Annotated in this window: 24 protein-coding genes; 6 read left to right on the top strand and 18 right to left on the bottom strand. The window is 43.5% G+C overall.

The window, feature by feature from the left end; all coding sequences use genetic code 11:
• Positions 1-119 precede the first annotated feature (119 nt).
• Together FHS10_RS21590 and FHS10_RS21585 are read right to left on the bottom strand one after the other, a co-directional pair.
• A complete protein-coding gene (locus FHS10_RS21590) occupies positions 120-962 on the bottom strand; it encodes an isoaspartyl peptidase/L-asparaginase (RefSeq protein ID WP_259094540.1) in 843 nt (280 codons plus the stop codon).
• A 153-nt stretch (positions 963-1,115) separates the two neighbouring features.
• Entirely contained in the window at positions 1,116-2,036 is a 921-nt protein-coding gene (locus tag FHS10_RS21585; protein ID WP_259094538.1) for a cyanophycinase, read from the bottom strand.
• A 273-nt stretch (positions 2,037-2,309) separates the two neighbouring features.
• Here FHS10_RS21585 and cphA point away from each other — a divergent pair, with 273 nt between their 5' ends.
• Positions 2,310-4,937, top strand: coding sequence for a cyanophycin synthetase (cphA, locus tag FHS10_RS21580; RefSeq protein WP_259094536.1), 2,628 nt, complete (start codon positions 2,310-2,312; stop codon positions 4,935-4,937).
• 232 nt (positions 4,938-5,169) lie between these two features.
• Here cphA and FHS10_RS21575 read toward each other — a convergent pair whose 3' ends face one another.
• The 4 genes from FHS10_RS21575 to FHS10_RS21560 form a co-directional block, all read right to left on the bottom strand.
• Positions 5,170-5,805: a DNA-3-methyladenine glycosylase family protein gene (locus tag FHS10_RS21575; protein ID WP_259094534.1), complete on the bottom strand. Its 636-nt coding sequence runs from the start codon at positions 5,803-5,805 to the stop codon at positions 5,170-5,172.
• A gap of 131 nt (positions 5,806-5,936) precedes the next feature.
• The gene (locus tag FHS10_RS21570; protein WP_259094532.1) at positions 5,937-6,203 is read right to left on the bottom strand and encodes a hypothetical protein; all 267 of its coding nucleotides are present in this window, start codon (positions 6,201-6,203) and stop codon (positions 5,937-5,939) included.
• A 66-nt stretch (positions 6,204-6,269) separates the two neighbouring features.
• On the bottom strand, positions 6,270-6,545 hold the full coding sequence (locus tag FHS10_RS21565) for a hypothetical protein (protein ID WP_259094530.1): 276 nt from the start codon (positions 6,543-6,545) through the stop codon (positions 6,270-6,272).
• 10 nt (positions 6,546-6,555) lie between these two features.
• Positions 6,556-7,128 (bottom strand): sigma-70 family RNA polymerase sigma factor, encoded by a 573-nt coding sequence (locus FHS10_RS21560; RefSeq protein ID WP_259094527.1) that lies wholly within the window; start codon positions 7,126-7,128, stop codon positions 6,556-6,558.
• A 253-nt stretch (positions 7,129-7,381) separates the two neighbouring features.
• On the opposite strand from FHS10_RS21560, the gene FHS10_RS21555 reads away from it, so the two are divergent.
• The 4 genes from FHS10_RS21555 to FHS10_RS21540 all read left to right on the top strand — a co-directional run bounded on the left by FHS10_RS21555 (position 7,382) and on the right by FHS10_RS21540 (position 11,306).
• Positions 7,382-8,179 (top strand): DUF1223 domain-containing protein, encoded by a 798-nt coding sequence (locus tag FHS10_RS21555; RefSeq protein WP_259094524.1) that lies wholly within the window; start codon positions 7,382-7,384, stop codon positions 8,177-8,179.
• Between the two features lie 81 nt (positions 8,180-8,260).
• The gene (locus tag FHS10_RS21550) at positions 8,261-8,971 is read left to right on the top strand and encodes a cytochrome b/b6 domain-containing protein (RefSeq protein WP_259094522.1); all 711 of its coding nucleotides are present in this window, start codon (positions 8,261-8,263) and stop codon (positions 8,969-8,971) included.
• Positions 8,952-9,746, top strand: coding sequence for a molybdopterin-dependent oxidoreductase (locus tag FHS10_RS21545; RefSeq protein WP_259094519.1), 795 nt, complete (start codon positions 8,952-8,954; stop codon positions 9,744-9,746). The genes FHS10_RS21550 and FHS10_RS21545 overlap by 20 nt, the downstream gene beginning before the upstream one ends.
• Positions 9,747-9,962: 216 nt before the next feature.
• Positions 9,963-11,306 carry an MFS transporter gene (locus FHS10_RS21540; RefSeq protein ID WP_259094517.1) on the top strand — a complete coding sequence of 448 codons (1,344 nt, stop codon included), beginning with the start codon at positions 9,963-9,965 and terminating at the stop codon, positions 11,304-11,306.
• A gap of 120 nt (positions 11,307-11,426) precedes the next feature.
• On the opposite strand, the gene FHS10_RS21535 is transcribed toward FHS10_RS21540, so the two are convergent.
• From FHS10_RS21535 to FHS10_RS21515, 5 genes are all read right to left on the bottom strand, one after another.
• A complete protein-coding gene (locus tag FHS10_RS21535; protein WP_259094516.1) occupies positions 11,427-12,665 on the bottom strand; it encodes an SAM-dependent methyltransferase in 1,239 nt (412 codons plus the stop codon).
• 88 nt (positions 12,666-12,753) lie between these two features.
• On the bottom strand, positions 12,754-13,560 hold the full coding sequence (locus FHS10_RS21530; protein ID WP_259094514.1) for a DUF1365 domain-containing protein: 807 nt from the start codon (positions 13,558-13,560) through the stop codon (positions 12,754-12,756).
• 15 nt (positions 13,561-13,575) lie between these two features.
• Complete coding sequence (locus FHS10_RS21525; RefSeq protein ID WP_259094512.1) at positions 13,576-14,868, bottom strand: NAD(P)/FAD-dependent oxidoreductase; 1,293 nt, start codon at positions 14,866-14,868, stop codon at positions 13,576-13,578.
• A 1-nt stretch (position 14,869) separates the two neighbouring features.
• Positions 14,870-16,003: an alpha/beta hydrolase gene (locus tag FHS10_RS21520; RefSeq protein ID WP_259094510.1), complete on the bottom strand. Its 1,134-nt coding sequence runs from the start codon at positions 16,001-16,003 to the stop codon at positions 14,870-14,872.
• A complete protein-coding gene (locus FHS10_RS21515; protein WP_259094508.1) occupies positions 16,000-17,034 on the bottom strand; it encodes an SAM-dependent methyltransferase in 1,035 nt (344 codons plus the stop codon). Before FHS10_RS21515 ends, FHS10_RS21520 begins: the two co-directional genes overlap by 4 nt.
• A gap of 456 nt (positions 17,035-17,490) precedes the next feature.
• On the opposite strand from FHS10_RS21515, the gene FHS10_RS21510 reads away from it, so the two are divergent.
• Positions 17,491-19,677: an alpha-galactosidase gene (locus FHS10_RS21510; RefSeq protein ID WP_259094506.1), complete on the top strand. Its 2,187-nt coding sequence runs from the start codon at positions 17,491-17,493 to the stop codon at positions 19,675-19,677.
• Positions 19,678-19,874: 197 nt separating this feature from the next.
• On the opposite strand, the gene FHS10_RS21505 is transcribed toward FHS10_RS21510, so the two are convergent.
• From FHS10_RS21505 to FHS10_RS21475, 7 genes are all read right to left on the bottom strand, one after another.
• Complete coding sequence (locus FHS10_RS21505) at positions 19,875-20,543, bottom strand: fatty acid desaturase (protein ID WP_259094504.1); 669 nt, start codon at positions 20,541-20,543, stop codon at positions 19,875-19,877.
• Positions 20,544-20,573: 30 nt separating this feature from the next.
• Positions 20,574-21,425, bottom strand: a complete 852-nt coding sequence (locus FHS10_RS21500) for a 4-hydroxy-3-methylbut-2-enyl diphosphate reductase (protein WP_259094552.1) — start codon at positions 21,423-21,425, stop codon at positions 20,574-20,576.
• Between the two features lie 148 nt (positions 21,426-21,573).
• On the bottom strand, positions 21,574-22,248 hold the full coding sequence (locus FHS10_RS21495) for a carotenoid biosynthesis protein (RefSeq protein ID WP_259094501.1): 675 nt from the start codon (positions 22,246-22,248) through the stop codon (positions 21,574-21,576).
• Positions 22,227-23,315: a glycosyltransferase family 2 protein gene (locus FHS10_RS21490; protein ID WP_259094499.1), complete on the bottom strand. Its 1,089-nt coding sequence runs from the start codon at positions 23,313-23,315 to the stop codon at positions 22,227-22,229. The genes FHS10_RS21495 and FHS10_RS21490 overlap by 22 nt, the downstream gene beginning before the upstream one ends.
• Position 23,316: 1 nt before the next feature.
• Positions 23,317-23,937: a 1-acyl-sn-glycerol-3-phosphate acyltransferase gene (locus FHS10_RS21485; protein WP_259094495.1), complete on the bottom strand. Its 621-nt coding sequence runs from the start codon at positions 23,935-23,937 to the stop codon at positions 23,317-23,319.
• A gap of 467 nt (positions 23,938-24,404) precedes the next feature.
• Positions 24,405-25,028 (bottom strand): lysophospholipid acyltransferase family protein, encoded by a 624-nt coding sequence (locus FHS10_RS21480; protein ID WP_259094492.1) that lies wholly within the window; start codon positions 25,026-25,028, stop codon positions 24,405-24,407.
• A gap of 4 nt (positions 25,029-25,032) precedes the next feature.
• A complete protein-coding gene (locus FHS10_RS21475) occupies positions 25,033-25,842 on the bottom strand; it encodes an alpha/beta fold hydrolase (protein ID WP_259094489.1) in 810 nt (269 codons plus the stop codon).
• Between the last annotated feature and the right edge of the window lie 596 nt (positions 25,843-26,438).

Raw genomic sequence — 26,438 nt, 5'->3', positions numbered from 1 at the left:
CAAATGTTATGTTCACTTTATTCAAAAAAAGCTAACATGTTGTTTATAAGGTAGAATTAAATTCTTTTGAATAAAAAAAGTAATCTGAATATTCTCTCAGCATAGACTAATGCGACTTATTAATCAAAAACTTCTACTTCACCATCGCATGAGGCCCAAACCATGTAAGGGTGTGTATCGGCGTGGTAAAAATTGCCGTCGGCAGATATGCCTATAATGCCCGCAAAACCGTCAAAAGGTTTTAGTTCATCAAGTGTTTTATCGCTCGCGGCTGATAATGGCATACCATCGGTAACACGGGTAACAATTTTAGTGGCTACAGATCCGCTTACAATATCTTCGCCAACACCGGTACAGGAGATGCCGGCAAAACCGTTTGCGTAGTTGCCGGCTGTAGTTGCCGAATCACTTACCCGGCCGGGGATCTCAAAGCCTTTTCCCCCCGTTGAGGTAGCAGCCGCCAGATTGCCATATACATCAAGCGCAACACAGCCAACCGTACCTAAACGGATAGAGTCGCTTAATTTTTGCTCGTACTCGCGGCGGCGTTGGGGTATTTCTGGGTTGTAATAAGCAACACCATTATTAGTGGCAAATTCTTTAGCTCCTTTACCACTCAAAACACGATCATCGTAAGCCATTAATTTTTCGGCAATGCAAATAGGGTTCTTTACATCCTCGATATTGATCACTCCCGAAAATTTTTGTGTTTTACCATCCATCAGCGAAGCACTTAACCGGATCTTACCATCGCTTTGAATTTGCGAGCCGGTGCCAGCGTTAAACAGGTCGCAATCCTCTAACAGGCAAACCGTATAAACCACAGTTTCTAAAGCGGTATGGCTTAACAGGTATTTATAGCCTGCCTGCACAATATCTTTTAAGGCCTGTTGTTTGGCGTGCTTTACTTCCTGGTTGGTTTGCGATTCGCTGAAAAAACCGCCATGTATGATGATCTTCATAAGATAGCCCCCGGCCCCCTCTAAATCTCCCCCGGTAGGGGAGACTTTAAAAAAAGAGCTTTTTTCCTCTGTACAATTACAGAAATCGTTGTTTAAACTATTTCGCCCGCTCTGCCTTTAAGTCCTCCCTACCGGGGAGGATTTAGGAGGGGCTTATTGCAACAGGTCGTTGTCCGGCGCGTTGATAAAAACGCCTTCTTCAACCTTAACGGTCTTTTTTATCAATAAACGATGATGTGACAGATCGTATTTATCATAAATAGACATCACATGCACCTTTAAGTTTTCGATAGAAACCGGCGAACCGATTTCTACATCGTATATATTGGTAGCTACAATATTCCTGCCATCAACTAAAATAATTAAGCCCGAGCCTATGGCTTCCATGCAATTACCTTCGGTGATGAGCAGGCCTGCATCTTCGCCAAGGCCAATGCCCAAAATACCAGGATTGGTGGCAACAGCGTACATCAATCTGCCTATGCGGCCACGTTGTACAAAGTGGGTATCAACAATAACGGAGTCAACAAACCCAAGGCCGGCCGTAATTTGTACTTCGCCTTTAATCAGGGCTTCATTGCTCTGCCCACGGTAAATCATATGGGTTGAGGCCGCCGCGGCACCTGCCGATGTGCCTGCTATCACAAAGTTTTCTTGCTGATATCGTTTTTTCAAAATCTGCAAAAACTCGGTGCCACCAAAAATAGCGGTAAGCCGTAACTGGTCGCCACCACTAAACATCACCACATCAGCTTTGCGGATGCGCTCAAGGTATTCCTTTTTGGCTGCATCCTCACGGGTTTTAATGTGCAGTACATTTACATGGGTTACATTAAGCTGCCCAAATGCTTTAATATACTCCTCGCCCACCAATTCCGGAATTTGCGACGCGGTGGTGATAACTTCTACTAATGAACCTTCGTGCCTGGCAGATTCGGTAATGATCCGCTTTAAAATGCCCTGTTCAAAAAATTTAATATAATCCGGCTGTAAAATATGTTCCTGTATGGTAACATTACTCCCCATATCAACAGCACCGCCAATAATTATTAGTTTTCCTTTCGGGACAATCATGCTTTTATAGTTTTTAGTTGATTGGGTTGATTTAGTTAGATTAAGTTGATTTAAGTTAACGCGATTACGCCAAATAAAACAAACTTAATCAACCTATTCAAATAAAATCCACCTCAATCCACTGATCCAACATTACAAATTACGATAAAATGCACCAAAAACACAGGCTGTTGTAAACAAATAATGCCTTTTTGCCCTTAAAAATTTTAAATAGCCTATTAAGTTTTATAGTTTTAAAGAAATTAAGCTGCTTAAAAATTTTGTAACATACGTATGAAGATCGAGAATATACAAGTATTGCGCGGACCAAATATCTGGAGCATCCGGCGCAAAAAATTAATACAAATGCGGCTTGACCTGCAGGAGATGGAGCATAAGCCTACCAACGAAATTGACGGGTTTTATGAGCGCCTTGAAAGGCTACTACCATCGCTATACTCGCACCGTTGTTCGCCGGGTGTACCGGGCGGATTCTTTCAGCGCGTAGTGGCAGGCACCTGGATGGGCCACGTAATTGAGCACATCGCACTCGAAATTCAAACCCTGGCAGGTATGGATACCGGCTTTGGCCGTACCCGCGAAACCAAAACCAGGGGTGTTTATAACGTAGTATTTGCTTATATAGAAGAAAAAGTAGGTGTTTTTGCAGCCGGATCGGCTGTGCGGATTGCCGAGGCTTTAATAGCAGGTGAGGATTATAACCTGGATGCCGATATACAGGAAATGCGCGAGATTCGCGAAAATACCCGCCTGGGCCCAAGCACAGGATCGATAGTGGAAGAGGCCATTGCAAGGGATATCCCCTGGATCAGGCTTAACAATCAATCATTGGTGCAATTGGGCTATGGCAAAAACCAGGTACGTTTTCGTGCTACCATGACCGAGAAAACAAGCTGCATTGCTGTTGATATTGCCAGTAATAAAGAGGAAACCAAACGCATGCTGGAAGAACAGGCTATCCCTGTTGCCAAAGGTATGACCATATCATCAGTTGCCGGCGTTGCAGAGGCTATCCGTAAAGTAGGCTTCCCTTTAGTGTTTAAACCATTGGATGGTAACCATGGCCGTGGTATTTCTATCAACATTAAAACTGAAGAAGAAGCTATTGCCGCTTATGAGCATGCCGCAAAAATATCACGCCGCGTAATTGTAGAGCGTTTTGTTACCGGTTACGATTTTAGGGTATTGGTTATCGATAATAAAATGGTTGCCGCGGCCTTGCGTGACCCAGCGCATGTTAAAGGTGATGGCGTTTCTACCATACAACAACTTATCGACAAAGAAAACCTCGACCCTCGCCGTGGCTACGGGCACGAGAATGTGCTAACTCTCATCTCCATTGATCGCGATACGCTTGACTTGCTGGAAAAAAAAGGCTATACCCTCGATACCGTACCGGCAAAGGATGAAAAGATCTTTGTAAAATCGACCGCCAATTTAAGCACCGGCGGTACATCTGTTGATGTTACTGATCATGTGCACCCGCAAAACGTTTTCATTTGCGAACGCATCTCCAAGATCATCGGGTTGGATATTTGCGGTATCGATATTATGGCGCAAAACCTGCACGAGCCGCTTACCGAAAACGGCGGGGTTATATTAGAAGTTAATGCAGCGCCAGGTTTCAGGATGCATATTGCCCCAAGCGAAGGCTTACCGCGTAACGTGGCCGGTCATGTATTGGATATGCTTTATCCAACAGGCAAATCATCGCGCATACCTATTATAGCCATTACAGGTACCAACGGTAAGACAACTACTACCCGTTTAATAGCACATATTGTAAAAAACAATGGGCATAGGGTAGGTTTTACCACATCAGATGGTATTTACGTGCAAAACACTATGATGCTGAAGGGCGATACCACCGGCCCGGTAAGCTCGGAGTTTATATTGAAAGACCCAACCGTTGATTTTGCCGTTTTGGAAACCGCCCGTGGCGGCATTCTGCGCTCGGGCCTGGGGTTTGGCTTTTGCGATATTGGCGTGGTAACCAACATACAGGAAGATCATCTTGGTTTGGCAGATATTCATACCTTGGATGACCTGGCACGCGTAAAAAGTGTAGTGCTTAACTCGGTTAAAAAAGATGGTTGGGGCGTTTTAAATGCCGACAATGAATATTGCGTACGCATTGGTAACAAAGCCGAGTGTAACATCGCTTATTTTAGCCGTAACGAGAATAACCCCATCATTAAATCGCATTGCCGTAAAGGTGGTATAGCCGCCATTTGCGAAAACGGTTTTATCACCATTCAAAAAGGTGATTGGAAGATCCGCGTACAGCGTACCATATTAATACCATTAACTTTTGGCGGTACTGTTCCGTTCATGATAGAGAATGTATTGGCTGCAACGCTGGCTACCTTCCTTTATGGTTTTAAAACCGAAGACATCAAAATGTCTTTAGAAACCTTTATTCCATCGGCAGCGCAAACGCCGGGCAGGATGAACATCTTTGAATTTAAGGATTTTCGTTTCATGATTGATTTTGCCCACAACCCCGATGGCTTTAATGGTATTAAGGAGTTTTTGAGGCATATCGATTCGCCACTGAAAATAGGTATCATTGCAGGCACCGGCGACAGGCGCGATGACGACATCCGCGAAATTGGCAAAATAGCAGCTGAGATGTTTGATTACATCATCCTTCGCCAGGAAAAACACCTGCGCGGCCGTACCGCCGATAATATTCTGACCTTGCTTAAAGAGGGCATTCATTCGGTTGATGCCAACAAACCTTATGAGGTTGTACCAAAAGAAGTTGATGCCATTAAACATGCTATGAGTTTGGCTAAACCAGGCACGTTTATTACCGCCTTGAGCGATGTGGTTGACAACGCTATAGAAACCGTACAAAACTACCAGGAACAGGAACGTAACGGTTTGTTTAACGTTTAGGCCCCCAACCCCTAAAGGGGAGTTTTTGAAAGTTAAAAAGGGCACGATCTTGTATGACCGTGCCCTTTTTCATTTAGGGAACTATTAGCGGCGATAATTTTTACCTCGATCAGCATAACCGGAAAACCAAGCTGCGGGCTTATTAACAAAGTGGATGCTGGTTTAATATCGCCAAGGTAGGGTTTCCCAGCGCAGGATTAAGCTGGGATATTAAAGTCGCGAATGATCAACATTATAGCTTTGCAGTCCGCGGTGCCGAAAGATAAAAATGCCACAGCAGCATGCTTGCCACCGTACGGTGTGGTGCCCACTGTTCGGCCATCGCGATAACGCCCTCCCTGGTGGTTTCTTTTGGTAAATTTTTCAATCTCTTCAACGCGTTTACAGCGGCCAGGTCGCCGATGGGAAAGGTATCGGCATGTTGTAAAACAAACATCAGGTAAACATCGGTTGTCCAGTTGCCAATTCCTTTGAGCGAGGTTAATTTTGCGCGGATCACATCATCGGGAAGCTTCTCCAATTCGTTAAGGTTTATCTGTTCGCTCAGGATAGCTTCTGCCAGGTATTTGCTATAGCTTGTTTTTTGGCGACTGAAATAGCAAGCCTTAAATTCCTCATCGGTTAATAACAATATTCTTGCAGGGGTAATCTCCTGTACCCTTTCCTTCATTTTATTTAATGCCGATAGGGCAGATGCCAGTGACACCTGCTGTTCCAAAATAATATGTACTAAAGTTTCGAAAGTATTTGGTCTTGACCATAAAGGTGGATAACCATATTTACTGATGATCTGCGCCAGGTCCGGATCGGCCGATGCGAGTTCATCACAAATAGCATGATAATTGGAATGATCGAATGTTTTAAACATGGTATCTATAGTTCAATTCGAAATTACTACATCAACATCAAAAACATACAATATGCCAAGGGCAAATAAAAGGTCAGTAAAAAAAAGAGGGAGCATCACCTCCCTCTTCACGATCAAAAAACAAAAACAACTTACATTTTACTGCCAGTATCTTTCTTCATCTTATCCATCTTCATCTTGTCTTTTCCCATTTTGTCCATTTTCTTTTTCTTCATCTTGTCCATTTTCATTTTGTCTTTAGCCATTTTACCGGTATCGCTTACTGCTGTAATTGATGCTTTTACTGCTAATGGTGCTAAAGATTTAGCTTGTACATTGATGGTTAAACACGCTGCCACAACTGTAGCCGCTAATGCGCTTGAAATGATTGTTTTCATACTTTGATTTTTAGTTTTCATGTTTGTTTTATATGAACATTTCAGCATTAGTCGGGCGGTTTTGGTAAACCTTACAAAGTATTTCAATTATTTATTTAATTCTTCTTCAATACGTATTTGCAGCTCCTGTTTAAAGCCGGTATCCAAATGCACGCCCGTAGCCTGCATAGAATCATGAAATAGCTGCTGTACCATTTTGTGAATAACCTGGCTTTGTTTATTGTATAACGTACAAACAGAACAGCCTGCCAAATGAATACGCAGTTCCACAAATTCGCGGAAGCTTAGCTTTTTAAATTGCCGTTTTTCTATCAGCAAAGTGGCTTGTTTGCAATTATATATAATGTGTTTAAGTGGGCTCATATCATTAATTTTAAATCCAGTTTTTTTGCAGGCAGGCCCTCAGGTTAAGCTTGGCCCGGTGAATGATCACCCAAAAGTTGGCTTGTGTAACCTTCAGTTCACTGCAAATAATATCTGTTGTGGCATCGTCCATATGTTTCATAGTAAAAACAGCCATCCACAAGGCGGGGAGTTTTTGCATACATTTTTGAAGGATGCTGTTAAACTCCTTGCCCACCAATGGGTCATGGTCTTCAATACCAAAAGGCTGCGGGGCATATGCTTTTGTCCAATGGCCGTTATCTTCCTCAAAAAAATCCTGCTGATCTTCTTCGGCCACCTTTACATCGGCCTGCCGCAGGCCTGATGATTTTTTGCGGTACACATCAATGATCTTATTTTTAAGGATGGCCGTTAACCAGGTACGTTCAGAACTTTTCCCTTCAAACTTATCCACCTTTTCCAGCGCTGCTAAAAATGTTTCCTGCACCAGGTCTTTAGCCTGCTCTTCGTCATTTAAGCGGGAAAGGGTATAGCCGTATAGATAGTCGGCATGGGCTTCAACCCATTGCCTTGGGTTTAAATACTGATTTTCGGTAGCCATTTAACAAGTGTGTTCATGAAACTTTATACGCTTAGTCGTTTTTACCTTAAAATCCTTACAATAAAATATCAGTTTTTTGTTTGCAAAAAAACAGCCGGATTATTGCTTAAATTTACACTTATCCTGTTGATTATAATTTATCTATATCCCTGCTGATTTACCTCCCCGAACATCGGATAAAAAAATATTTTTTGTAAGGTTATCTCAAACATCCCGACTAAGCCAGAAAACGTTAATTAAATTGTAACAGATTATGAGAGCAATTAAAATATTATCCCTTACCGCCGGCCTTATAGGAGCGGTATTGGTAGCAACAGCTTTTACCAAACATACAGGTACACTTAAAAATAAAAATACGGATAAACCGGCGGGCAACGGCTTTGCAGTAATTGAGTTGTTTACATCAGAAGGTTGTTCAAGCTGCCCATCGGCCGATGAACTGGTGGCACGGATCCAAAAGGAAAACAGCGATAAGCCTGTTTATATTTTAGCTTTCCACGTTGATTACTGGAACCGCCTGGGCTGGAAAGATGTTTTTAGCAGCGCCGATTATTCAAAAAGACAAAATGAATATGCCAGCTGGTTAAACCTGCAATCGGTTTATACGCCGCAAATAGTGGTTAACGGCCGCAAAGAATTTGTAGGATCTGAAGAAGGCACACTGCGTAATGCTATAACAGCTGGTTTACGTACCGCCTCCACAGGTAAACTAACACTGAACGCCCAAAACAACCAGGGCCATGTTACTGTACAATATAATACCGAGGGTGCGGATAAAAACAGCACATTATTATTAGCCCTTGTGCAAAAAAATGGCGCAACCAAAGTACAACGCGGCGAAAACGGCGGCCGCACTTTAGCTCATGTACAAATTGTACGTAAAGTACAAACCCAGGATTTAGCTGCAACCGGCAAAGGTAGCGCCACTTTAGCGTTGCCCGAAGGCTTTAACCCACAGGGATATGAAGTAATAGGTTTTGTACAAAATAGCAGCAATGGTTCAATTTTAGCCGCGGCAAAAGCGGGTTTTGAAGCCGGAGCGAGTAAGTAAGATAATTGTGATTGTTTTATATTGATATCCCATAGCCGGCCCTGTTGCTGGTTATGGGAGTTTTTGCAAACCACTCCATAAATGAAAGAAATAAAAGAAAAGCACCCTTTAGCCATGCGATGGACGCATTGGATAAACTTCCCTATCCTCACTATTATGATCTGGAGTGGGACGCTTATTTACTGGGCTAATGATGTTTATACCATAACCCTGTTTGGGCATAAATTCTTTGGCTTTTTCCCCGAGGGGTTTTACACCGCTTTTCACATCCAGAAACGACTGGCCGAGGGTATGGCTTTCCATTTTTTGTTTATGTGGGCTTTTGCGCTTAACGGCTTGGTTTACGTGTTGTACACTATGATATCCGGTGAGTGGCGCGAACTGGTGCCTCAGAAGAAATCATTTAAAGAGGCCTGGCTGGTGTTATTACATGATCTGCACATCCGTAAAATGGCACCACCGCAAAAAAAATATAATGCTGCACAACGCATTGCCTATACTGCTATTATTGTGATGGGCTTTGGCTCGTTGATAACCGGGCTGGCCATTTATAAGCCTGTTCAGTTTTATTATTTAGCCTGGCTTTGCGGCGGTTATCACTTTGCACGCATTCTTCATTTTGCATTAACCATTGGTTATGTATTTTTCTTTTTGATCCATATTATACAGGTGATATTGGCCGGGTGGAACAACTTCCGGTCGGTAATATCCGGCTTTGAAGTGGTCAATAAACCCGACCCTAAATCTATTGTTGAAACCCCAGTACCAAGCGATGAAAAACCCGTTCAATAAAAAAAATAAAGGCCCTAAAAAGCCATTGACCATTGACCAAAAGATCAACCGGCGCAATTTTATCTCGTTCGGTACTTTCTTTATAGCATCAGGTGTGGCTTATGGCGGCTGGAAATGGCTTTATAACTCACCCGAAGAAACCGCTACTGTTACTGCGGGGGCACGCAAGCCTTTAAGACGGGCGCTTAACCAAACAGAGCTTGCTTTTCGCAGAGTGTTCAGTAATAATAACCTGGTAAAAACCTATCCTAAAGAAATGGCTGCAAAAAACGTACGCCACAACGAAGATATTGGTAACGAAGGGAAAATAGATGCTGTTGCCTGGAAACTACAGGTCAGGAAAAAATCGGGCGAAATTTTAAGCATCTCGATGGATGATATTAAAGCTTTACCCAAAACCGATATTGTTTATGATTTTAAATGTGTGGAAGGCTGGGACCAGATCTCGCACTGGGGAGGTGTTAGCTTTGTTGATTTCATCAAACATTTTAAGCTGGATGATCAAACCGATCTTCAATATGTAGGCTTAGAAACGCCCGATAAAGAATATTATGTGGGTATTGATATGCCAAGTGCCATGCACCCGCAAACATTGCTGGCCTACGAGGTAAATGAAAAACCGCTGCCACCAAAACATGGTGCACCGTTAAGGCTTATCATCCCTGTTAAATACGGCATCAAAAACCTGAAACGGATAGGCAGCATGACCTTTAGCGATAAACGCCCGCGCGATTACTGGGCCGAACAGGGTTATGATTATTATTCAGGTTTGTAATTAGTATGCCCTTAAATTAAATTTTATTTCTCCTCCTTGTAGAGACGTAATATTTTGCGTCTCCCGTATGCAAATCAAACCCTTTGAGGTCTGAGATTTGTATTTGGACACCCTGCAAAATTACCGCATGTAACAATTGAACGCCAATGTGAATAAGTAGCAACGTGTAAATAAGTTTATTGCCGCTATTGAGTTAATATTTGCATATTGCATACCATGCCGGCAGCCAAACTACCACTTTCAAAACAACTTGCCTATGCCTGCGGTATGATAGGCTGGAGTGTGATGACCAATATCATCATTGTAATGCTCCCCTATTTTTACCTGCCACCCTCAAGTTCGGGCTTGATTCCGCTGGTGCCGCAACTGTTAGTTTTTGGGGTATTAAACATCATGTCCATCATCGCTGCTTCGGGCCGGTTTGTTGATGCCATTTTTGATCCTTTTATCGCTTCGTTAAGTGATAAAAGTAAAAATCCTAAAGGCAGGCGCATTCCGTTCATGAAATGGACTATCCTGCCCGCTATCGTTTTTTGCGGCCTTACCTTTTTTCCCGTAGTAAGGGGCGAGAGTATGAAAAATGCGGCCTGGATCACCTTAACCCTGGTGTGTTTTTTCATGGCTGCAACAAGCTATATTATCCCTTACAACGCACTGTTGCCCGAAATGACCGATACCGCTGCCGAAAAGGTAAAACTATCATCATTGCAGCAGGTAGGATTTGTAATAGGGATCATTATATCGGCCATGGTAAATAACTTTGCCGACCTGGTGCAGCACGTTTTTCATGTTATCGACCGTGATTCGGCAGTACAATATACCATTTGGGGGCTATGCGCTTTTGCTGGTTTAATTATGCTGATACCGGTATTTGCTATAGATGAAAAGAAGTATTCGAGCAGCAAACCCACCCATTTACCGTTGTTGCCTGCCATCAAAAAAACGTTTGAGAACCGCAATTTCAAATACTACCTGATATCCGATTTTGCATATTACATGTCGCTGAGCATCATTTCAAGCGGTCTGTTATTTTTCCTTACCGTACTGCTTCATCTGCCCGAATCTATGGGGGGAGCCCTGATGGGAGCCATGGTATTATTCTCGCTGGTGTTTTATCCGGGGGTTAATTACCTTTCCAAAAAGATTGGAAAGAAAGCCATTGTTCTTTTTTCCTTCGGATTGCTAAGTCTCATTTTTGTGGCGATATTTTTCCTGGGTAAATTTCCGCTATCGCCCACGGCGCAAATTTATATCCTGGTTTTAAGCGCTTCATTTCCATTAGCCTCATTGGGGATATTACCCAATGCAATACTTGCCGAGATAGCCGAAAACGAAGCTGAACGCACAGGTGAAAACCGCGAAGGCATGTTTTTTGCCGTAAAATACCTGTTTGTAAAATTGGGGCAGACGCTGGGTATAGCCCTGTTCGCGTTTTTAACTGTATATGGCAAAGATCCGGGACATGATTACGGGCTGCGCCTTAATGGCATCTGCGGCTGTGTACTCTGCCTGCTGGCTATCGTGTTTTTCAGCAGGTTTAGGGAGAAGAAGGTGGGATGAAGCCCCCTCTAAATCTCCATCGGCAGGGGAGACTTAAACTTCGTAATGAGTCAGTTTCTTGACTTTTAAGAGTTAACTTAATCAACGCAATCCAACCCAATCAACCACTCACTTAATCAACTATCTCCCCACATTATTGGGCCTTGTATAAACCAGGTGCATTACGTTAATGTTGCGCATTTCAAAGGCGGCTTCGCAATAGCACAGGTAGTAGTTCCACTTGCGGATGAATTTATCATCAAACCCTAAAGATTTTACGGTTGGCAGGTTGGCGTTGAACGCCTGGTGCCATAGTTTTAGCGTGGCGGCATAATCCAAACCGATATCTTTCAAATCAACCATGGTCATATCACCTGTACGGTTGATGGATTCGTTGATGGCACCTACTGATGGCAGCAACGAGCCCGGGAAAATATGTTTCTGAATCCAGTCTACTCCTTTACGCAAGGCTTTGTATCTTGAGTCGGGCGATGTAATTACTTGTATAGCCAGGATACCATTCTTTTTTAGCAGATCATGACATTTTTTGAAGTATACATCCATGTAGTTAAAACCAACGGCTTCCAGCATTTCAACGGATACGATCTTATCAAACGTGCCGCTCATCTGGCGGTAATCTTTAATCAGGATACTTACCCTGTTGCTCAAGCCTGCCGCCTCAACACGTTCTACAGCCATTTTATGCTGTTCTTCTGATATGGTTAATGAAGTTACCTTACAGCCATATTGCTGAGCCATATAAATGGCGTTACCACCCCAGCCGCTGCCAATTTCCAAAACATGGTCGGTTGGTTTTAAATGCAGCTGGCGACAGAGCCGATCATATTTAGCGATCTGCGCTTCTTGTAACGACAAACCATCCTTATAAAAATAAGCGGCCGAATAAGTCATGGTTGGATCAAGGAAGCTGGCAAAAAAATCGTTGTTCAAATCGTAGTGCTCAGATATATTTTTGCGCGATCCTTCAACGGTATTAGCCCTTTTGAAATGATATAATTTATTAAACCATTTCATGAGGTTTAACGATAGTGTTTGCACTTTGCTGCCCGATACGCCCGGGGCATTTTCGATATTTAATAAGGCCCACCTGATTACGTTGGTAATGTTTTGGGTATCCCACAAGCCGTCTACATAAGCCTCGCCAAAACCAATATCGCCGTAAAGGATAATACGTTTGTAAAACTCTTCGCTGTGGATAGAGATATGCGCGCTGATATTTCCTTCGCCGGTACCCATCGCCAATTGTTCCCCATCGGGCAGGGTAAGATAAAGCGTGCCTTTATCCATCCTTGATAAGGTTTTCAAAACCACATCCTGGTAGAAGCTATTTTTTTTAACGAGTGTGATGGTGTTGGCCATGATATTTAGGAAATACTGCGTATGGTGTTAATTGTAATAGTTACGTAATTTAATTGGCCTTAAGTTTTTATTACAACACAAATATTTGTCAATAAGGCCTGAATACTTCTTTTTGGAGTTCTTTTTGATCGTCCTTTTTGTGAAAAGGGATCTTTTTAAACCACAGCTTTAAAGCCTGCCAGTGAATAAGCGTAATTATCTTTACAGTGATCAATGGAAAGCTCAAAAAATACAACAGTAGGTTGGCATCGGTTAAAGGTTTACGTATACCGCTTAGCGTACTGACGAAAAACCGCTTGCCTTCCTTATCATAGTCGTCAATTTTAACCTGTAGTTTTTCGCCGGGGATATCCAGGTCAAAATCAAAATTGGTATCCATATCGATGAATGGCGATACGTAAAAATATTTCCCGGTATTGAGCTTAAAGGTTTCGCCTTGTTGGGTATCGGCACCCAAAAAATAAGGTTTCATTTCCAAAAAGGTATTACAAACCTCAACAACCGAGCATACCGGTTTATTAGCCTCATCATAACAAAAATAAAACGACACCGGGTTAAACTGGTAGCCCAAGGTACACAGGTTGGTGAGCACCATGATACGGCCATTGCCAATGACTACCCCATTATCACCCAGGTATTGGGTAATATGTTGACGAATGTTTTTGGATGTATCAGGTTTTTCGCGCGGTAACTGCAAATGATCCTTATCCCTGAAGTTGAACAGGTTAAACCGGTTGCGGCTCATAAACTTCATGCGCTTGCCAAGACCTTCTATCTCATCCAGATCGAGGTAAAACATAAACACCTCGTAATGAAAGCTATGCATTTTGGGCGCAAGCCGGTGATGCATTACCTTAGCCTTATATAAACAGGAATTGATAGCCGTGTTTGCCATATATGAATATACGGATTATACCGGCGGCTGGATTACCACACTTTCATCATAAACAGGCCTGCCCAATAGCAGCGAGCATAGCTTAACAGCACTGGCAAAGGCATCCTCATGGAAACCATATTTGAAATAGCTACCGCAAAAGTATACCGGGCCATCAAGATTCAACTTGTACAATTGTTCCTGGGCGTTTATGGCTGGTACATCAAACAAAGGGTGCTCATAATCAAGCTCTTTGATAATCTTTTTAGGGTCGATGTTATTGTGCGGGTTGATGGATACAAAGTAATTCTTTTTATCAGATACACCTTGTAACTGGTTCATCCAGTATATGGTGCTGGGATTTAGTTTGCCGTTTTCTTGCTGAATGCGGTAATTCCAGCTGGCCCAGGCCAGTTTGGTTTTGGGCATGATGCTTTCGTCGGTATGCAGGGTGGCTTTGTTGTACTGGTATTTGAAGCACGAGAGCAGCTTATGTTCCTGCTGGGTTGGCTCGGCAAGCAGGGCCAAAGCCTGGTCACCATGGGTGGCTACAATCACCCTGTCGAACATCTCTTCCGATCCATCCGATGCACTGATTAGCACCTTCCCATCATGTTGCCGGGTTACTTTAAGCGCCTTGCGGTTTACCTTAATGCGGTCTTTAAATGGTTTGATCAAAATTTCGCGGTACGATTGGCTACCCTTCTCCAAAGTGTACCATTGGTGCTGGGTATCTAACCCCAAAAAGCCATGGTTTTGAAAAAAGCGAATGAGCGTTACCGCCGGAAAATCCAGCATCTCCTCCATCGGGGTCGACCATACCGCCGAGCTCATCGGCACCAGGTATTTCCACAGCATTTCCTCGCCAAAACCAAACTCTTTAACGTATTGACCGATGGAGTAATTGGCATACTTAGGATCGTCAACAATCTTTACACTTTCCTTATTGAAGCGCCCTATCTGCATCAGCATTTTGAGGTATTTAAGGTTGAAAATGTTTTTGCGCTGGGCAAACAAATGGTTAACGCTTGAGCCCGAATATTCCAGCCCGGTAGGCACATGCTGCACACTGAACGACATATCCGTTTTTTTTACCGGCGCGCCAATCTCGGCAAACAAACGGCAAAGGTTGGGATAGGTATGGTAGTTAAATACCATAAAACCGGTATCAACATAAACTGGCTTGCCGTCCTCATCAACCGTTACCGTGTTGGTGTGGCCGCCAATGTAATCGTTCTGTTCGTAAAAGGTAAGATCATGACTGGCGTTCAAAAAATGACCGCAGCCCATACCGGCAATACCGGTACCAATAATGGCAGTTTTTAACATATTATTTGGTAACCACGTTTAAAAAGCGTTCAACAGTATAGGTTGCTAATTGGCCGCCCGGTCCGTTTAAATTAAAATCGAAGCCGTGGGTAGCCCAGGGTAGTTTAAGGTAAAAGTGCTTGACGCCGAATTTGGTTAGCCTGGCAGCCAGCTTTTGGCTATGTATAGGCGATACCAGCACATCATTACTACCATGAATAATAAGCGTTGGTACCGATTGCGCATTCACATACTCAATGGGCGAAGAAGCCGCGAATTTATCGGGCACCTGCTGATACGTACCGCCCACATAATCAACCAAAACCTTGCGCGAATCCATAATCAACGGGCTTGCCGGGATAGAGTAACCCCAAACCATATCGGCCACCCCATAATAATCTATTAACCCTTTTAAGCCCGGCTCGTGCAGAGTGTAAGCTGCCAGCATAGCTATCTGCCCGCCTGCCGACCTGCCCAGCAATACGAAATTGTTGGTATCTATATGCAGCTCATCTGCGTGTTTGCGCAGGTAGACCATCGCATTATGCACATCCTCTACCGGTGCCGGAGTTTGGTATTTTGGCGCAAGGCGATAGTTTATAGCAGCTACATTATAACCGGCTGTCGCCAGGTAACTATTTAGCTCCGGCAGTTGGGTGTTATCACCCTTGTTCCACGAGCCGCCGTGTACAATGACCACGCAGGGCCTGCGGCCAACTACCTGGGTAGGGAAATAATCCATAGTAAGGTACAGTCCCGGATAGGTTTTGTAGGTAAGCTGTTTAGGCTTAACCTGCTTATTGCCCTTAAACATATTGCCTATGCTGAACGGCGGCTGGTTATTGTCGCCTTTAATAATGGTGCTCCCCAGGCCAAATACGGCGGTGAAATTTTGTTTTAAAGTACCTGCAACCATGTAGGCCCGCACTATTGGTGTGACGAACAGTATCAGCGCTAAAAACCCGGTTATGGTACCCGCCAGTTGATATTTGGTTGTAAAAAAGCCCGACAGCAGCGCGATAACGCAAAAAATAATAAATACCCAGCAAAATTCGGCCGCAACGATAGTCAGCATCCATATGTAGTATTCAAAGGCCTTGAAAACGGTAAGCAGCGAAATGAGCAATAATAAAATACAGATAACTAACCGGGTCATGCAGTTTTTTTATGAAATAAATAATGACTTACAATCCATTCGTTACCGTTGTTATAGTTCCACAACTCGGCGCATGCCATGTAAAACAGGCGCCAGTAAACCCACCATTTAACGGCCTGGTCTTTACCATAAGTTTGTTCAAAAAGGGGCATAATTTCGGCTTTGTGTTTATCCATATTGCTTAACCAGGCCTCAGAGGTTTTACCGTAATGGTTGCCGCTTACATGCCAGTGCTTTTCAACCAGCAGGTCGTCATTAAAATAAAACATCAGGTCGTCACTTGGCATAATGCCGCCCGTAAAAAAGTACTTGCTCATCCAGTCGGTTTCGTCAATTACCTCAAACAGGTAGGCATATTCCTTATGGGTAAATATATGGATGAATAGTTTGCCATCGGGTTTTAAACACGATGCTACTTTGGCCATCAGCAACTGGTAATTGCGCATATGCTCAAACATTTCAACAGATACCACGCGGTCAAAAGTATCGGCAATGGTAAAGGTATTCATATCGGCAGTAAGCACAGTAAGGTTAGCAATACCACGTTGATTGGCCTGCTCATCAATGTGCATTTTTTGGGTACGCGAGTTTGATACCACCGTGAAATTACTCTTCGGAAATTTAGCGGCCATATATAACGATAATGATCCCCAGCCGCAGCCCAGTTCCAGCACATTCATACCGTTAGCCAGCTCGGCGCGCTGGCAGGTAAGCTCCAGCATATCATCTTCAGAGGTATCAATATCGGTTACGCCGTGTTTCCAATAACCACTGGAGTATTTTAGGTTTTTGCCCAGGCAGTACTGATAAAACCGGGTTGGCACCTCGTAATGTTGTTCATTGGCATCGGCAGTGTTAACCGCTATGGGCGACGCTTTAAGCTGCGCTATCAGCGACATTAAATGCGCCTGCTGCGCCTCTACATCGCCTTTGTTTTCGTCTTCAAGGCGTTGTTTTAGTAATTTACGGATACCCTGCCTCAACACCAGGTCGGGCACTTTGTCTTGTTCAATCAGTTTATCGTACCACATATTTTAGGTTTTGCATAACACGCTTAATTGCCACGCTTTTGTTTTTAGAGTATACGTTTTGGATGGAATGTTGGATTGCCTGAACAATGTTTTTATTGTTCATTTCGCGTTTTAGCAGTGGGTTTTGCCTGAGGGATTAGGTGGGCGTAGATCGCATGATGCAGAAAACTCACCCGCCAGTCCGCCTTTGGCGAACGGCACCCTCTCTCCGGCTGCGCCGCATAGAGGGGTTTGAATAGCCGATAGTAAATTCATAGTACATAACCCTTCTTCAAACCCCTCTTTCCGCGAAGCGAAGAGAGGGTGGCCAGCGAAGCGTAGCCGGGTGAGTCTTCTCCCGTGTTCAAAGCCAGTGTTTGTTATAACTCATTACCCTGCAACAGGCTAATAAACGGTAAAAGGCTGCTAATTTACGTCAACTTCATTTCTGTATCATTGTAATAGATTTTATTAAAAATGATCAGAAAATTTTTAACCTCTTTTGTGCTGCTTATGTTAATGGTGTTAACCGGCATGGCCCAAAAAACTATTTCCATTGCTACAAAAAGCAATGTGTTGATTTTGGAAACGGATAAGGATAATTCGGTGATCAGCACATACATCGGCAGGAAACTGGATAATGATGACGAGTACAGCGCGATACAGCAATTAGACAAATATGTGCCTGGTTCTGATGACCTTTTTAACAAGCGCGAGGCTTATATTGCTTCGGGATCATTAAACCTGTTAGAGCCCGCTTTATCCGTAACGCACGCGGACGGCAATAAATCTACCGTGCTGGAATTTTTATCTGTCGATGAAAAACAGATTGACCCAAACCGCAAGCTTACTGTGGTACATCTAAAAGATCCCAAATACAATTTTGAAGTGGCGCTTAATTACCTGGCTTATTTTAAGGAGGATGTGATTGAGCAATGGGCCGAGATCAAACACCAGGAAAAGGGGGCTATCGTACTCAATAAATACGCCTCGGCCAACCTTACGTTAAGCGGCAAAAAGTTCTTTCTCAAAAACCATTACAGCGGCTGGGGCCGCGAAATGCGCAGTGAAGAGCAGCAACTTTTACATGGCATTAAAACCATCGATTCAAAACTGGGTACCCGCGAAAACCTGTTAAACTCATCATCGTTCATGGTATCTGTTGACAGGCCTGCCACCGAAGACCAGGGCGATGTAATAGCCGGATCATTGGAGTGGACCGGTAACTTTAAACTTGATTTTGAAACTTTTGATGAGTATTACCTGCGCATCACAGCAGGCATCAACAACTTCCCGTCCGACTATACTTTAAAACCCGGCGAAAACTTTGTTACGCCGCGTTTGGTGTACACCTATTCGTCAAACGGCAGGGGCCAGGCAAGCCGCAACCTGCAAAACTGGGCCAGGAGTTACCAGCTGCGTGAGGGTAGCGGCGAGCGACTTAGTATTTTAAATAACTGGGAAACCACCTATTTTGATTTTAACGACGAAAAGCTGAGCAGCCTTATCCTGGATACCAAGAAGCTGGGCGTTGATGTTTTTTTGCTTGATGATGGCTGGTTTGGCAACAAATACCCGCGCAACAACGCAACGGGAGGTTTGGGCGACTGGCAATATAACCGTCAGAAATTAAAAAACGGCATCAGCACGTTGGGCAAAGAGGCCACCGCGGCAGGCGTAAAATTTGGCATTTGGCTGGAACCCGAAATGGTAAACCCCAAAAGCGAGTTATATGAAAATCATCCCGACTGGATCATCAGGCAGCCCGAACGCCGGGAATATTACATGCGCAATCAGCTGGTATTGGATTTAACCAACCCCAAAGTACAGGATTTTGTATATCAAACCGTTGATGATATTTTTAAAGAAGTACCCGAATTAGGTTTTATTAAATGGGATTGCAACTCGCTGATCTATAATGCCAACTCGCCCACATTAAAAAATCAGGGCAGTTTTTATGTAGATTATGTACGCGGGCTCAACAAGGTTTTGGAGCGCATCCGTAAGAAATACCCTAAAACACCCATGATGCTTTGCGCCGGTGGGGGTTCGCGGGTTGATTACGCCGCGCTGCAATACTTCACCGAGTTTTGGCCAAGCGATAATACTAATCCTTTTGATAGGATCTTTATTCAATGGGAATATTCGTATTATTTCCCATCCATCGCCATGGATAACCACATCACCGCCATGGGCAGCCAGCCCCTTAAATTTAAAACAGATGTGGCTATGATGGGCAAACTGGGTTACGATGTAAAGGTAAACGAGCTATCGCCCAAGGATCTGTCCTTTAGCCAAAACGCGGTTGCCGTATACAACAGCATTAAAGATATCATTTGGCACGGCCAGCAATACCGCCTGCAGGACCCATATGAAAACAGCGTGGCCTCGGTGGCTTATGTAAATGAGCAGCAAACCACCGCCATTGTTTTTAACTACTACGTATCTACGCTGATTAGCCCAGCCATTACCATCCCCATCAAGCTAAAGGGACTTGATGCATCCAAAAAATACAAAATAGAAGAGATCAATCAATATCCCGGTAGTCGGTCCTACATAGATAAAGACAAAGTATACTCCGGCGATTTCCTGATGAAAATAGGTTTTAATCCACAGGTGGATGCACGCAGAACGAGCGTGGTTTTAAAGGTGACGGCGATATAAAAAACTTTTGTCATTTCGAACGAACCGGAAGAGATTGCGCGCCGGGGGTGAGGAGAAATCTTCGACGTGCGAACATTCGACCATGCAAGGCGTCGAAGATTTCTCTTTCGCGCCCCGCTCATACCCTTCCCTCGCTCTATCGAAATGACATTTTTCTTTAATAAAAGATGTCCCCACTCAGTATCCCCTTAAAAAATCTAACTCTTCCACAACATCCACCAGGGCGTACCCGGCGAATGATGGTGTTCATAGTGGTACCCAAAAAAGTAGCAGCTAAAAAATGCCAGCACATGATTTTTGGACTGACTGCGGGCGAAGTATTTGTTATCATGCTCGCCCTTGTGAGGTTGATAGGTGCCAAAATAAAATAACTGCAAAGTGCTTAGCAGCGATGGCGCTACCCAAAACAGCAACAGATTTTGCTGCGGGATCCACATTTTTAAAAGATTGAACAATGCGGCCATAATCACTATTTGCCATATGGAAAGATAGTTGCGGATAAACCTTACATACCAGCTCCAGAAACCACCCCGGTGATAATCGGGATCCTCATCCGTATGTACGTGGCTATGATGTAAATGGTGTTTGGTGTACAATTGCGGATACCAGAATGATGCATACAAAAATGTACACAGGTAGCCAATAAAGTTGTTGATTGGTTTATTGGGCGATATGGTGCCGTGCATGGCATCATGAGCCGTAATGAAAAGACCGGTGTACAGATGCATTTGCACTAATAAACACAAATAAACCAGGGGATTTGCAAAGCCAAAGTGCCATTGCATCAGCAAAATAATAGATGCCGACCAACAGCCTATCACCATAAGGGAAACCAGTAAACCTATATTTGAGGGGCTTTTTTGCATGTGATTGATGTAACAGCAAAAAGCGTGCTGTTAAAGTTGTTCAATGGCTGCTTTTACCTGCTCCATTAACCATAGCGGGGTTGATGTTGCGCCGGCTATACCTACAGTATCATTTGGCGAAAACATGGAAAGCTCCAGTTCGTCGGTTGATGATATGAAATAGGTATTGGGGTTGTGCTTGCGGCATACCTCAAACAACACCTTTCCGTTTGATGATTTTTTGCCCGATACAAAAACGATCTTATCAAAGCGGGTGGCAAACTTAGGCAGGTCTTTATCCCGGTTGGATACCTGGCGACAAATGGTGTCATTAGCCTTCAGGTTATAGCCGCGGGCAATCAGCTCGTCTTTCACGTTGTAAAACTTCTCCATGCTTTTGGTGGTCTGGCTGTACAGCGTAATGTTTTGTGGCAGTTCCATGTTATCCAGCTCGGCAATATCCTGGAAAACCAGGGCCTCGTTGTTGGTTTGGCCCTGCAGACCCACTACTTCGGCATGACCGTGTTTACCAAAAATCAGGATCTTCTCGTTTTGATCGAACGATGTTTTGATGCGGTTTTGCAGCTTTAACACTACCGGGCATGATGCATCTATAAGGGTAATATTGTTTTCTAAAGCGGTACGGTAAGTATCAGGGGCTTCGCCATGGGCGCGGATGAGTACTTTCTCGTTGCGTAGATCTTTTAGCTCGGTATGCTCAATAATACGCAGGCCCAGGGCTTTTAAGCGTTCAACCTCCTCATCATTGTGTACAATATCGCCAAGGCAATACAGATAGCCATCCTGGGCCAATATCTCTTCGGCCATGTCAATAGCATAAACTACCCCAAAGCAAAAGCCCGAATCCTGATCGATAGTAACCTTTAAATTGTACGCTCCCATGATGCAAAGATACACACGAATTTCATACACACCAATTTCACCAATTGATTCTAATTTCACGAATGCTTAGCATTGTTGATACACAATCAATTTCACACGCGTTTATTCAATTCGTGAAATTAGAATCAATTCGAAAAATTCGTGTGTATCAATATATCAACCCCAAAATCATAAAAAACACAAACTGCATGATAAGTAATGCGACAGGCGCTTTGTTTTGCATGTCGAATTTGAATTTTTCGAAAATAAAAAGCATTGCCCCGCTTATTAAAAACCAGCACAGGTAATTTTTTAGGGGGATGCCATTAGCTGCCCAATGCCAGTAATCAAAATGGATGGCCACGGGTTCAATAAAAAAATCGAGCAAAACCAATAACAGCGCGCCTGTTAATATCCTTACGAAGATGTTTTTTACCCGGCTGCGCTGCATCAATACGCCGGTTGAGTAGATCAGCAGGAACCAATTTATGCCTATCACAAGGGGAATTCCCCATAATTTTAAGCCCAGTGTTAGGCCGTAATTGTAACTGCCAAAAAGTAAGCCGGTATGTACGCCAGTTAATTCGGCGCAAAAACCCAGCACAAAAACAGTAATTGCAAACGATATAAATTTGCCGTTTAGCTGCTTGTGATTGTAAATAATAATAACCAGCATCAGTAATAAATGCCAGGGTACCAGTTTTAAAAAGAAAACGGTAAATGCTAAAACGATAAAGCCGATAAGGCCAACGGTGTGAAACAATACAATCACAAAAAGGACATTACGCTCCCTTTCAGCATCTGGGGTCATAATTGGGTCGCTCAAATCCGGCGTCCCTTCCATACGGTAGTACCGGTTAAGTGTTTTTGAATAGATAGGACTGCAATAATGAGCAGGTTCACCATTTGCAACGGGTGCAGCAGCACGTTGTAAAGCGCGTTTTGACCGGACGAGAGCGAGATCATGATACGCGAAAGCGCTATAAGGCCAAACATGAAAAGTATAAGCGGCAGGTTAAGCGTCATGACCAGTACCAGCGGGAAGATGATCACCAGCGTTAAGTAAATTAAAAAGCCTATCACACTATAATTAAAGGCAGCCAAAAAGTTTTTGCTAAACCCGTTGATGGCTTCGTTATAGCTTTTATACATACGGCAACTGATCAACCCGTTGGCCAACAAGGCCTCGCCGTTGTAGCTTTTGGCTTTTATTAACTTCATGATCTCTACATCCTCTACTACTTTATCTTTTACCGCCCGGTGCCATTGTTCCTGCAGGTAAATATCGGCATCAAACAACATAAACTGCCCGCTGGCTGCCGCTACTGAAGGGTTTTTGACAAGGGACACCAACTTTACCGGCAATAAATTTAGGAGGATGTAATGCATGAGCGGTACCACTAATTTTTCGCCCAGGGTTACCATTTCCTGGTTGGTGAACAGGCTAAGCAGGCCCAGGTTATTTACCTGCATGCGGTGTACGGCGCTGTTGATCAGCCCGGGTTGTACCTTTTCGTCAGCATCTAAAAAAAGCAGGTAGGTACCTGTAGCTTGTTGGGCCAGTTGATGGCAGGCGTAGTTTTTACCTATCCAGCCGGTGGGTAGCTTATGGCCTTTAATAACCTTAAACTGTGGGTGCTGTAAAGCGAAAGCGGCGCAAATGCTATAAGTTTCGTCGGTGGATGCATCATCCAGGATAATTACTTCATAATGCTGGTAATCCTGCTGCTGAATGGATTGAAGCAGGGTGATGATATTATCGGCCTCGTTGCGGGCCGGGATGAGGATAGAAACCTTATCTGTATAATGCTTGGCTACGCGCCGCAACTTAGGATCAGAAATAAAGTTGAACAGGGTTACCGTAAAACGCAGGATGATAAAAAAAAGGGTAATTAATATAATTGCTGTCACTTTATATATCAAATTCGGTTTGTAGCAGTTTTGAGCTGCTGTAATGTTGCTGGTAAGCCTCTTTTAAAGCGGCTATATTTGTGTAACTACCGGCATCGCTTTTTAAATAAACGGTTGCCGTGCTCTTTTTATGTTTAAAGTACTGAATAAATGTGGAAGCAAAAACCAATTGAAACTTTTTTGGTGCTTTTTGCATAATCCTTAACACACCCTTATCAAATTGAACATCGTCTACATAATTGGAGAACAATTTGCCCTGCGGAAAAATAAGCACCAGGTTTTCAGGATCGCCCAATAAAACCGCGGCGTGATCTATCGACTCCAAGATATCCCTCGATTTTTTGTTGACCGAAAACGCACCAGCATACTTTAAATATTTGAGCATATGTACCGTTTTTTCATCAACCATTACATGAAACTTCTTTTTAAGCGATCTTTCATTTATGGTATGGAGGATTAACGCATCCCAAAAACTAAAATGATTGGCTATCAGCAATACCGACCGGCTTTCATCAACCTCAATATTATCAAACAACACTTCATGAAACTGCCGCCCTACTATCCACTTAATGTAATAGTAAATTACGCGGTTAATAAAGTAGTTGTTTTGATTGTAGATCATGAAATATGCTATAAGTTGTTTACGAAACACTGTCATGCTGACGAAGGAAGGATCTATTCTACGCCATGCCTATTCGCACTGTAAAGTTAACGAATAGATGCTTCGTGCCTACACATGACGTCCTTTAAAAACATCTGTCATCCTGAACGCAGTGAAGGATATATTATACGCCATGCCTGTTCGCCCTGCAAAGTTCACGAATAGATGCTTCGTTCCTCAGCATGACAGGGTGGAGAGGACAGTTTTTTACGTCATGCGCCCCTTCACAGAGCTCGGTTTTTAAAACTACCCATGACAAGTCCCCCATGTTATTGCGAGGCACGAAGCAATCTCATGCTCTACAGAGCGGATCTGCATAGTTCGCGATTGCTTCGTGCCTCGCAATGACATAGCTTTATATTGTCATTTCCACCTTCAGAAGCCCCCGGATTTTAAAACTCAGCATGACAGTGGAGATAAAAGCCACTCTAATGTTTCATATTAATCTGGTTTTGCAGCGCCTGTTGATGAAAATTGTTTACCCGTTGCTTTAGTTCTTCAAAGGTACATTCGCCCGCCACACCGCAATCAAACTGGTGGATGTAGGCACTTGGCTTAAAGCTTTCAAAATAATCTATCAAAATGCAATGGTAAACTACCTGGCAGGGCGTTTTAATTTGCTCAATTAACTTTTGAACACCTTTTTCGATATTGATATGGGTTTCGTGATTTGAACGGATCTCGCCCTGGGGGCAAACCACCACCATATTGGCCGGATCTTCTAATAACCGAGCCGCATAAGCCAGTGAGGCCAACAACTCCCGCGATCCTTTTTTAATGGAGAAAAGACCAATGTATCTTAAATACCAATGCTTTTCGGCCTGTTCCTGTTGCATCATTCCGTGCCAGCGACGTTTCAGGCTATCGGCGGCGCTCATATTGGTTAAAATGGTTTCCCACCAGCTAAAATGATTGCAAAGCATCAAAACAGCATGGCCGGGTTTAGGCTCAAAAGGCATGATGTCAACCTTTTTAAAACTACGCTTCGCGCGCCTTTTTACAAGGCGTAAAAACAGGGCACTCCAAAAATCAGTTTTGCGGGTGGGTAGCATAATTTTAACGTATTAAATATTCATCCAGCGCTTTTGTAACCAGCCAATGCCCCATTTTAACTTCGTGTACCTCGGCATTATCCAGCATCTCAATAAACGGCTTTGCCGCCTTTTGGGGGTAAAGGTGATCGTCTTTGCCAAATATCAGCAAACATTTAATTTTATACTGATTAATAAGGCCTGCAATTTTAACCACATCGGGTTTTAGCAGGCGTATAAGGTTCATGGTATAATAACTATCAAGGCGTTTTTTTTTGGTATCAATTTCGTTGTAGGCTATGGTGTAAAGCGCCTCATCAATTACCCCAACGGCTTTTACGCTTTTCAGTAAGAAAGGGGCAAGCCATTTACTTTTGGTAGCCCAGCCAAAAATAAATTTGCCTATGGGGTGATGTCTTAAAAAATAGAAGCCTTTGTGTACGGCAAGTCCGTCGGGCGCCATTAATATCAGGTCGTCAATTAAATGGGCGTATTCCTCTACCAGTATAAGGGCCAGGTTTGCACCAATAGAATAACCTATTATAGAAATGCGCTGCTCGCCGTAAACCTTAAACCATTCCTGTAAATAAAGGCGTACCTGTTCTTTAACCATGCCTACACGGATCTGTTTATCCGTCCAGCCCTCCAGGTTACTCTGGCCATGAAAAAAGTGATCGAACCCATAAAAGTGATACTTGGGTAATAACGATTGTTCGAGCACCCTAAACTGGTTACCCAACATGCCATATCCGTGGAAGGCCAATATTGGCTTTGTTCCGGTACCATACTCATGAAAATGCACTTTGCCCAGGCCGGGCAGCTGTAAAAAACCCATTAGGGCAATAATAAGAAAAATAATTTTGAGGTGCCGGTATAGGCAATCAGCCCGAACGACTAAGAGTCCTAACGAATAAGCAGGTAGCCGCCATACGCAATGTCATTTAGCAAAGGGTTTTCTTCCCCATAGCTACTGTGTGCACACATCTTTTTTATTAAAGAAAAATGTCATTTCGAACGAGTAAGCGCAGGGAAAAGCGGGGGTGCGAGGAGAAATCCTATACGCTTTGTATGGTCGAATGTTCGCACGTAGAAGATTTCTCCTCACCTCCGGCGCACAACCCCTACAGGTTCGTTCGAAATGACAACTCTTTTTATTGTATCCAAAAGTTTAACAAGATGTGGGTACACGGTAGTCCCCATAGGGGGTAAAGCTTTGTAGACAAAACAAAAGATGACGCTCCGTGCCGTAGGTACGGAACCTGGGTAGCGTATACCTACGGCACGCAAAAAATCTTAATTCTGGTATACTACAAAGCTTTTGCTCCGATGGAGCACCCGGTCAATTTCCTAACTTATAACATTGCGCTACGCTGCAAGCTGCTTGCATAAATTAATGGTTGTTATGCCGCGTAGCGGCTACCCATTTGTAGT

It is taken from the genome of Mucilaginibacter dorajii, assembly GCF_024808255.1.
Taxonomy (GTDB): Bacteria; Bacteroidota; Bacteroidia; order Sphingobacteriales; family Sphingobacteriaceae; genus Mucilaginibacter; species Mucilaginibacter dorajii.
Note: the sequence above shows the minus strand (reverse complement) of the source record. Positions and strands in the feature narration are given on the sequence as shown.

Excerpts from the sequence above, each read along its gene's own strand:
- FHS10_RS21550 (WP_259094522.1), top strand. The coding sequence starts at position 8,261 with ATGAAAGAAATAAAAGAAAAGCACCCTTTAGCCATGCGATGGACGCAT.
- FHS10_RS21475 (WP_259094489.1), bottom strand. The coding sequence starts at position 25,842 with ATGGGTTTTTTACAGCTGCCCGGCCTGGGCAAAGTGCATTTTCATGAG.
- FHS10_RS21565 (WP_259094530.1), bottom strand. The coding sequence starts at position 6,545 with ATGAGCCCACTTAAACACATTATATATAATTGCAAACAAGCCACTTTG.
- FHS10_RS21480 (WP_259094492.1), bottom strand. The coding sequence starts at position 25,028 with ATGCTACCCACCCGCAAAACTGATTTTTGGAGTGCCCTGTTTTTACGC.
- FHS10_RS21515 (WP_259094508.1), bottom strand. The coding sequence starts at position 17,034 with ATGTGGTACGATAAACTGATTGAACAAGACAAAGTGCCCGACCTGGTG.
- FHS10_RS21525 (WP_259094512.1), bottom strand. The coding sequence starts at position 14,868 with ATGTTAAAAACTGCCATTATTGGTACCGGTATTGCCGGTATGGGCTGC.
- FHS10_RS21500 (WP_259094552.1), bottom strand. The coding sequence starts at position 21,425 with ATGGGAGCGTACAATTTAAAGGTTACTATCGATCAGGATTCGGGCTTT.
- FHS10_RS21540 (WP_259094517.1), top strand. The coding sequence starts at position 9,963 with ATGCCGGCAGCCAAACTACCACTTTCAAAACAACTTGCCTATGCCTGC.
- FHS10_RS21590 (WP_259094540.1), bottom strand. The coding sequence starts at position 962 with ATGAAGATCATCATACATGGCGGTTTTTTCAGCGAATCGCAAACCAAC.
- FHS10_RS21495 (WP_259094501.1), bottom strand. The coding sequence starts at position 22,248 with ATGGAAGGGACGCCGGATTTGAGCGACCCAATTATGACCCCAGATGCT.
- FHS10_RS21570 (WP_259094532.1), bottom strand. The coding sequence starts at position 6,203 with ATGAAAACTAAAAATCAAAGTATGAAAACAATCATTTCAAGCGCATTA.
- FHS10_RS21535 (WP_259094516.1), bottom strand. The coding sequence starts at position 12,665 with ATGGCCAACACCATCACACTCGTTAAAAAAAATAGCTTCTACCAGGAT.
- FHS10_RS21485 (WP_259094495.1), bottom strand. The coding sequence starts at position 23,937 with ATGATCTACAATCAAAACAACTACTTTATTAACCGCGTAATTTACTAT.
- FHS10_RS21545 (WP_259094519.1), top strand. The coding sequence starts at position 8,952 with ATGAAAAACCCGTTCAATAAAAAAAATAAAGGCCCTAAAAAGCCATTG.
- FHS10_RS21530 (WP_259094514.1), bottom strand. The coding sequence starts at position 13,560 with ATGGCAAACACGGCTATCAATTCCTGTTTATATAAGGCTAAGGTAATG.
- FHS10_RS21505 (WP_259094504.1), bottom strand. The coding sequence starts at position 20,543 with ATGCAAAAAAGCCCCTCAAATATAGGTTTACTGGTTTCCCTTATGGTG.
- FHS10_RS21510 (WP_259094506.1), top strand. The coding sequence starts at position 17,491 with ATGATCAGAAAATTTTTAACCTCTTTTGTGCTGCTTATGTTAATGGTG.
- FHS10_RS21520 (WP_259094510.1), bottom strand. The coding sequence starts at position 16,003 with ATGACCCGGTTAGTTATCTGTATTTTATTATTGCTCATTTCGCTGCTT.
- FHS10_RS21555 (WP_259094524.1), top strand. The coding sequence starts at position 7,382 with ATGAGAGCAATTAAAATATTATCCCTTACCGCCGGCCTTATAGGAGCG.
- FHS10_RS21560 (WP_259094527.1), bottom strand. The coding sequence starts at position 7,128 with ATGGCTACCGAAAATCAGTATTTAAACCCAAGGCAATGGGTTGAAGCC.
- cphA (WP_259094536.1), top strand. The coding sequence starts at position 2,310 with ATGAAGATCGAGAATATACAAGTATTGCGCGGACCAAATATCTGGAGC.
- FHS10_RS21585 (WP_259094538.1), bottom strand. The coding sequence starts at position 2,036 with ATGATTGTCCCGAAAGGAAAACTAATAATTATTGGCGGTGCTGTTGAT.
- FHS10_RS21575 (WP_259094534.1), bottom strand. The coding sequence starts at position 5,805 with ATGTTTAAAACATTCGATCATTCCAATTATCATGCTATTTGTGATGAA.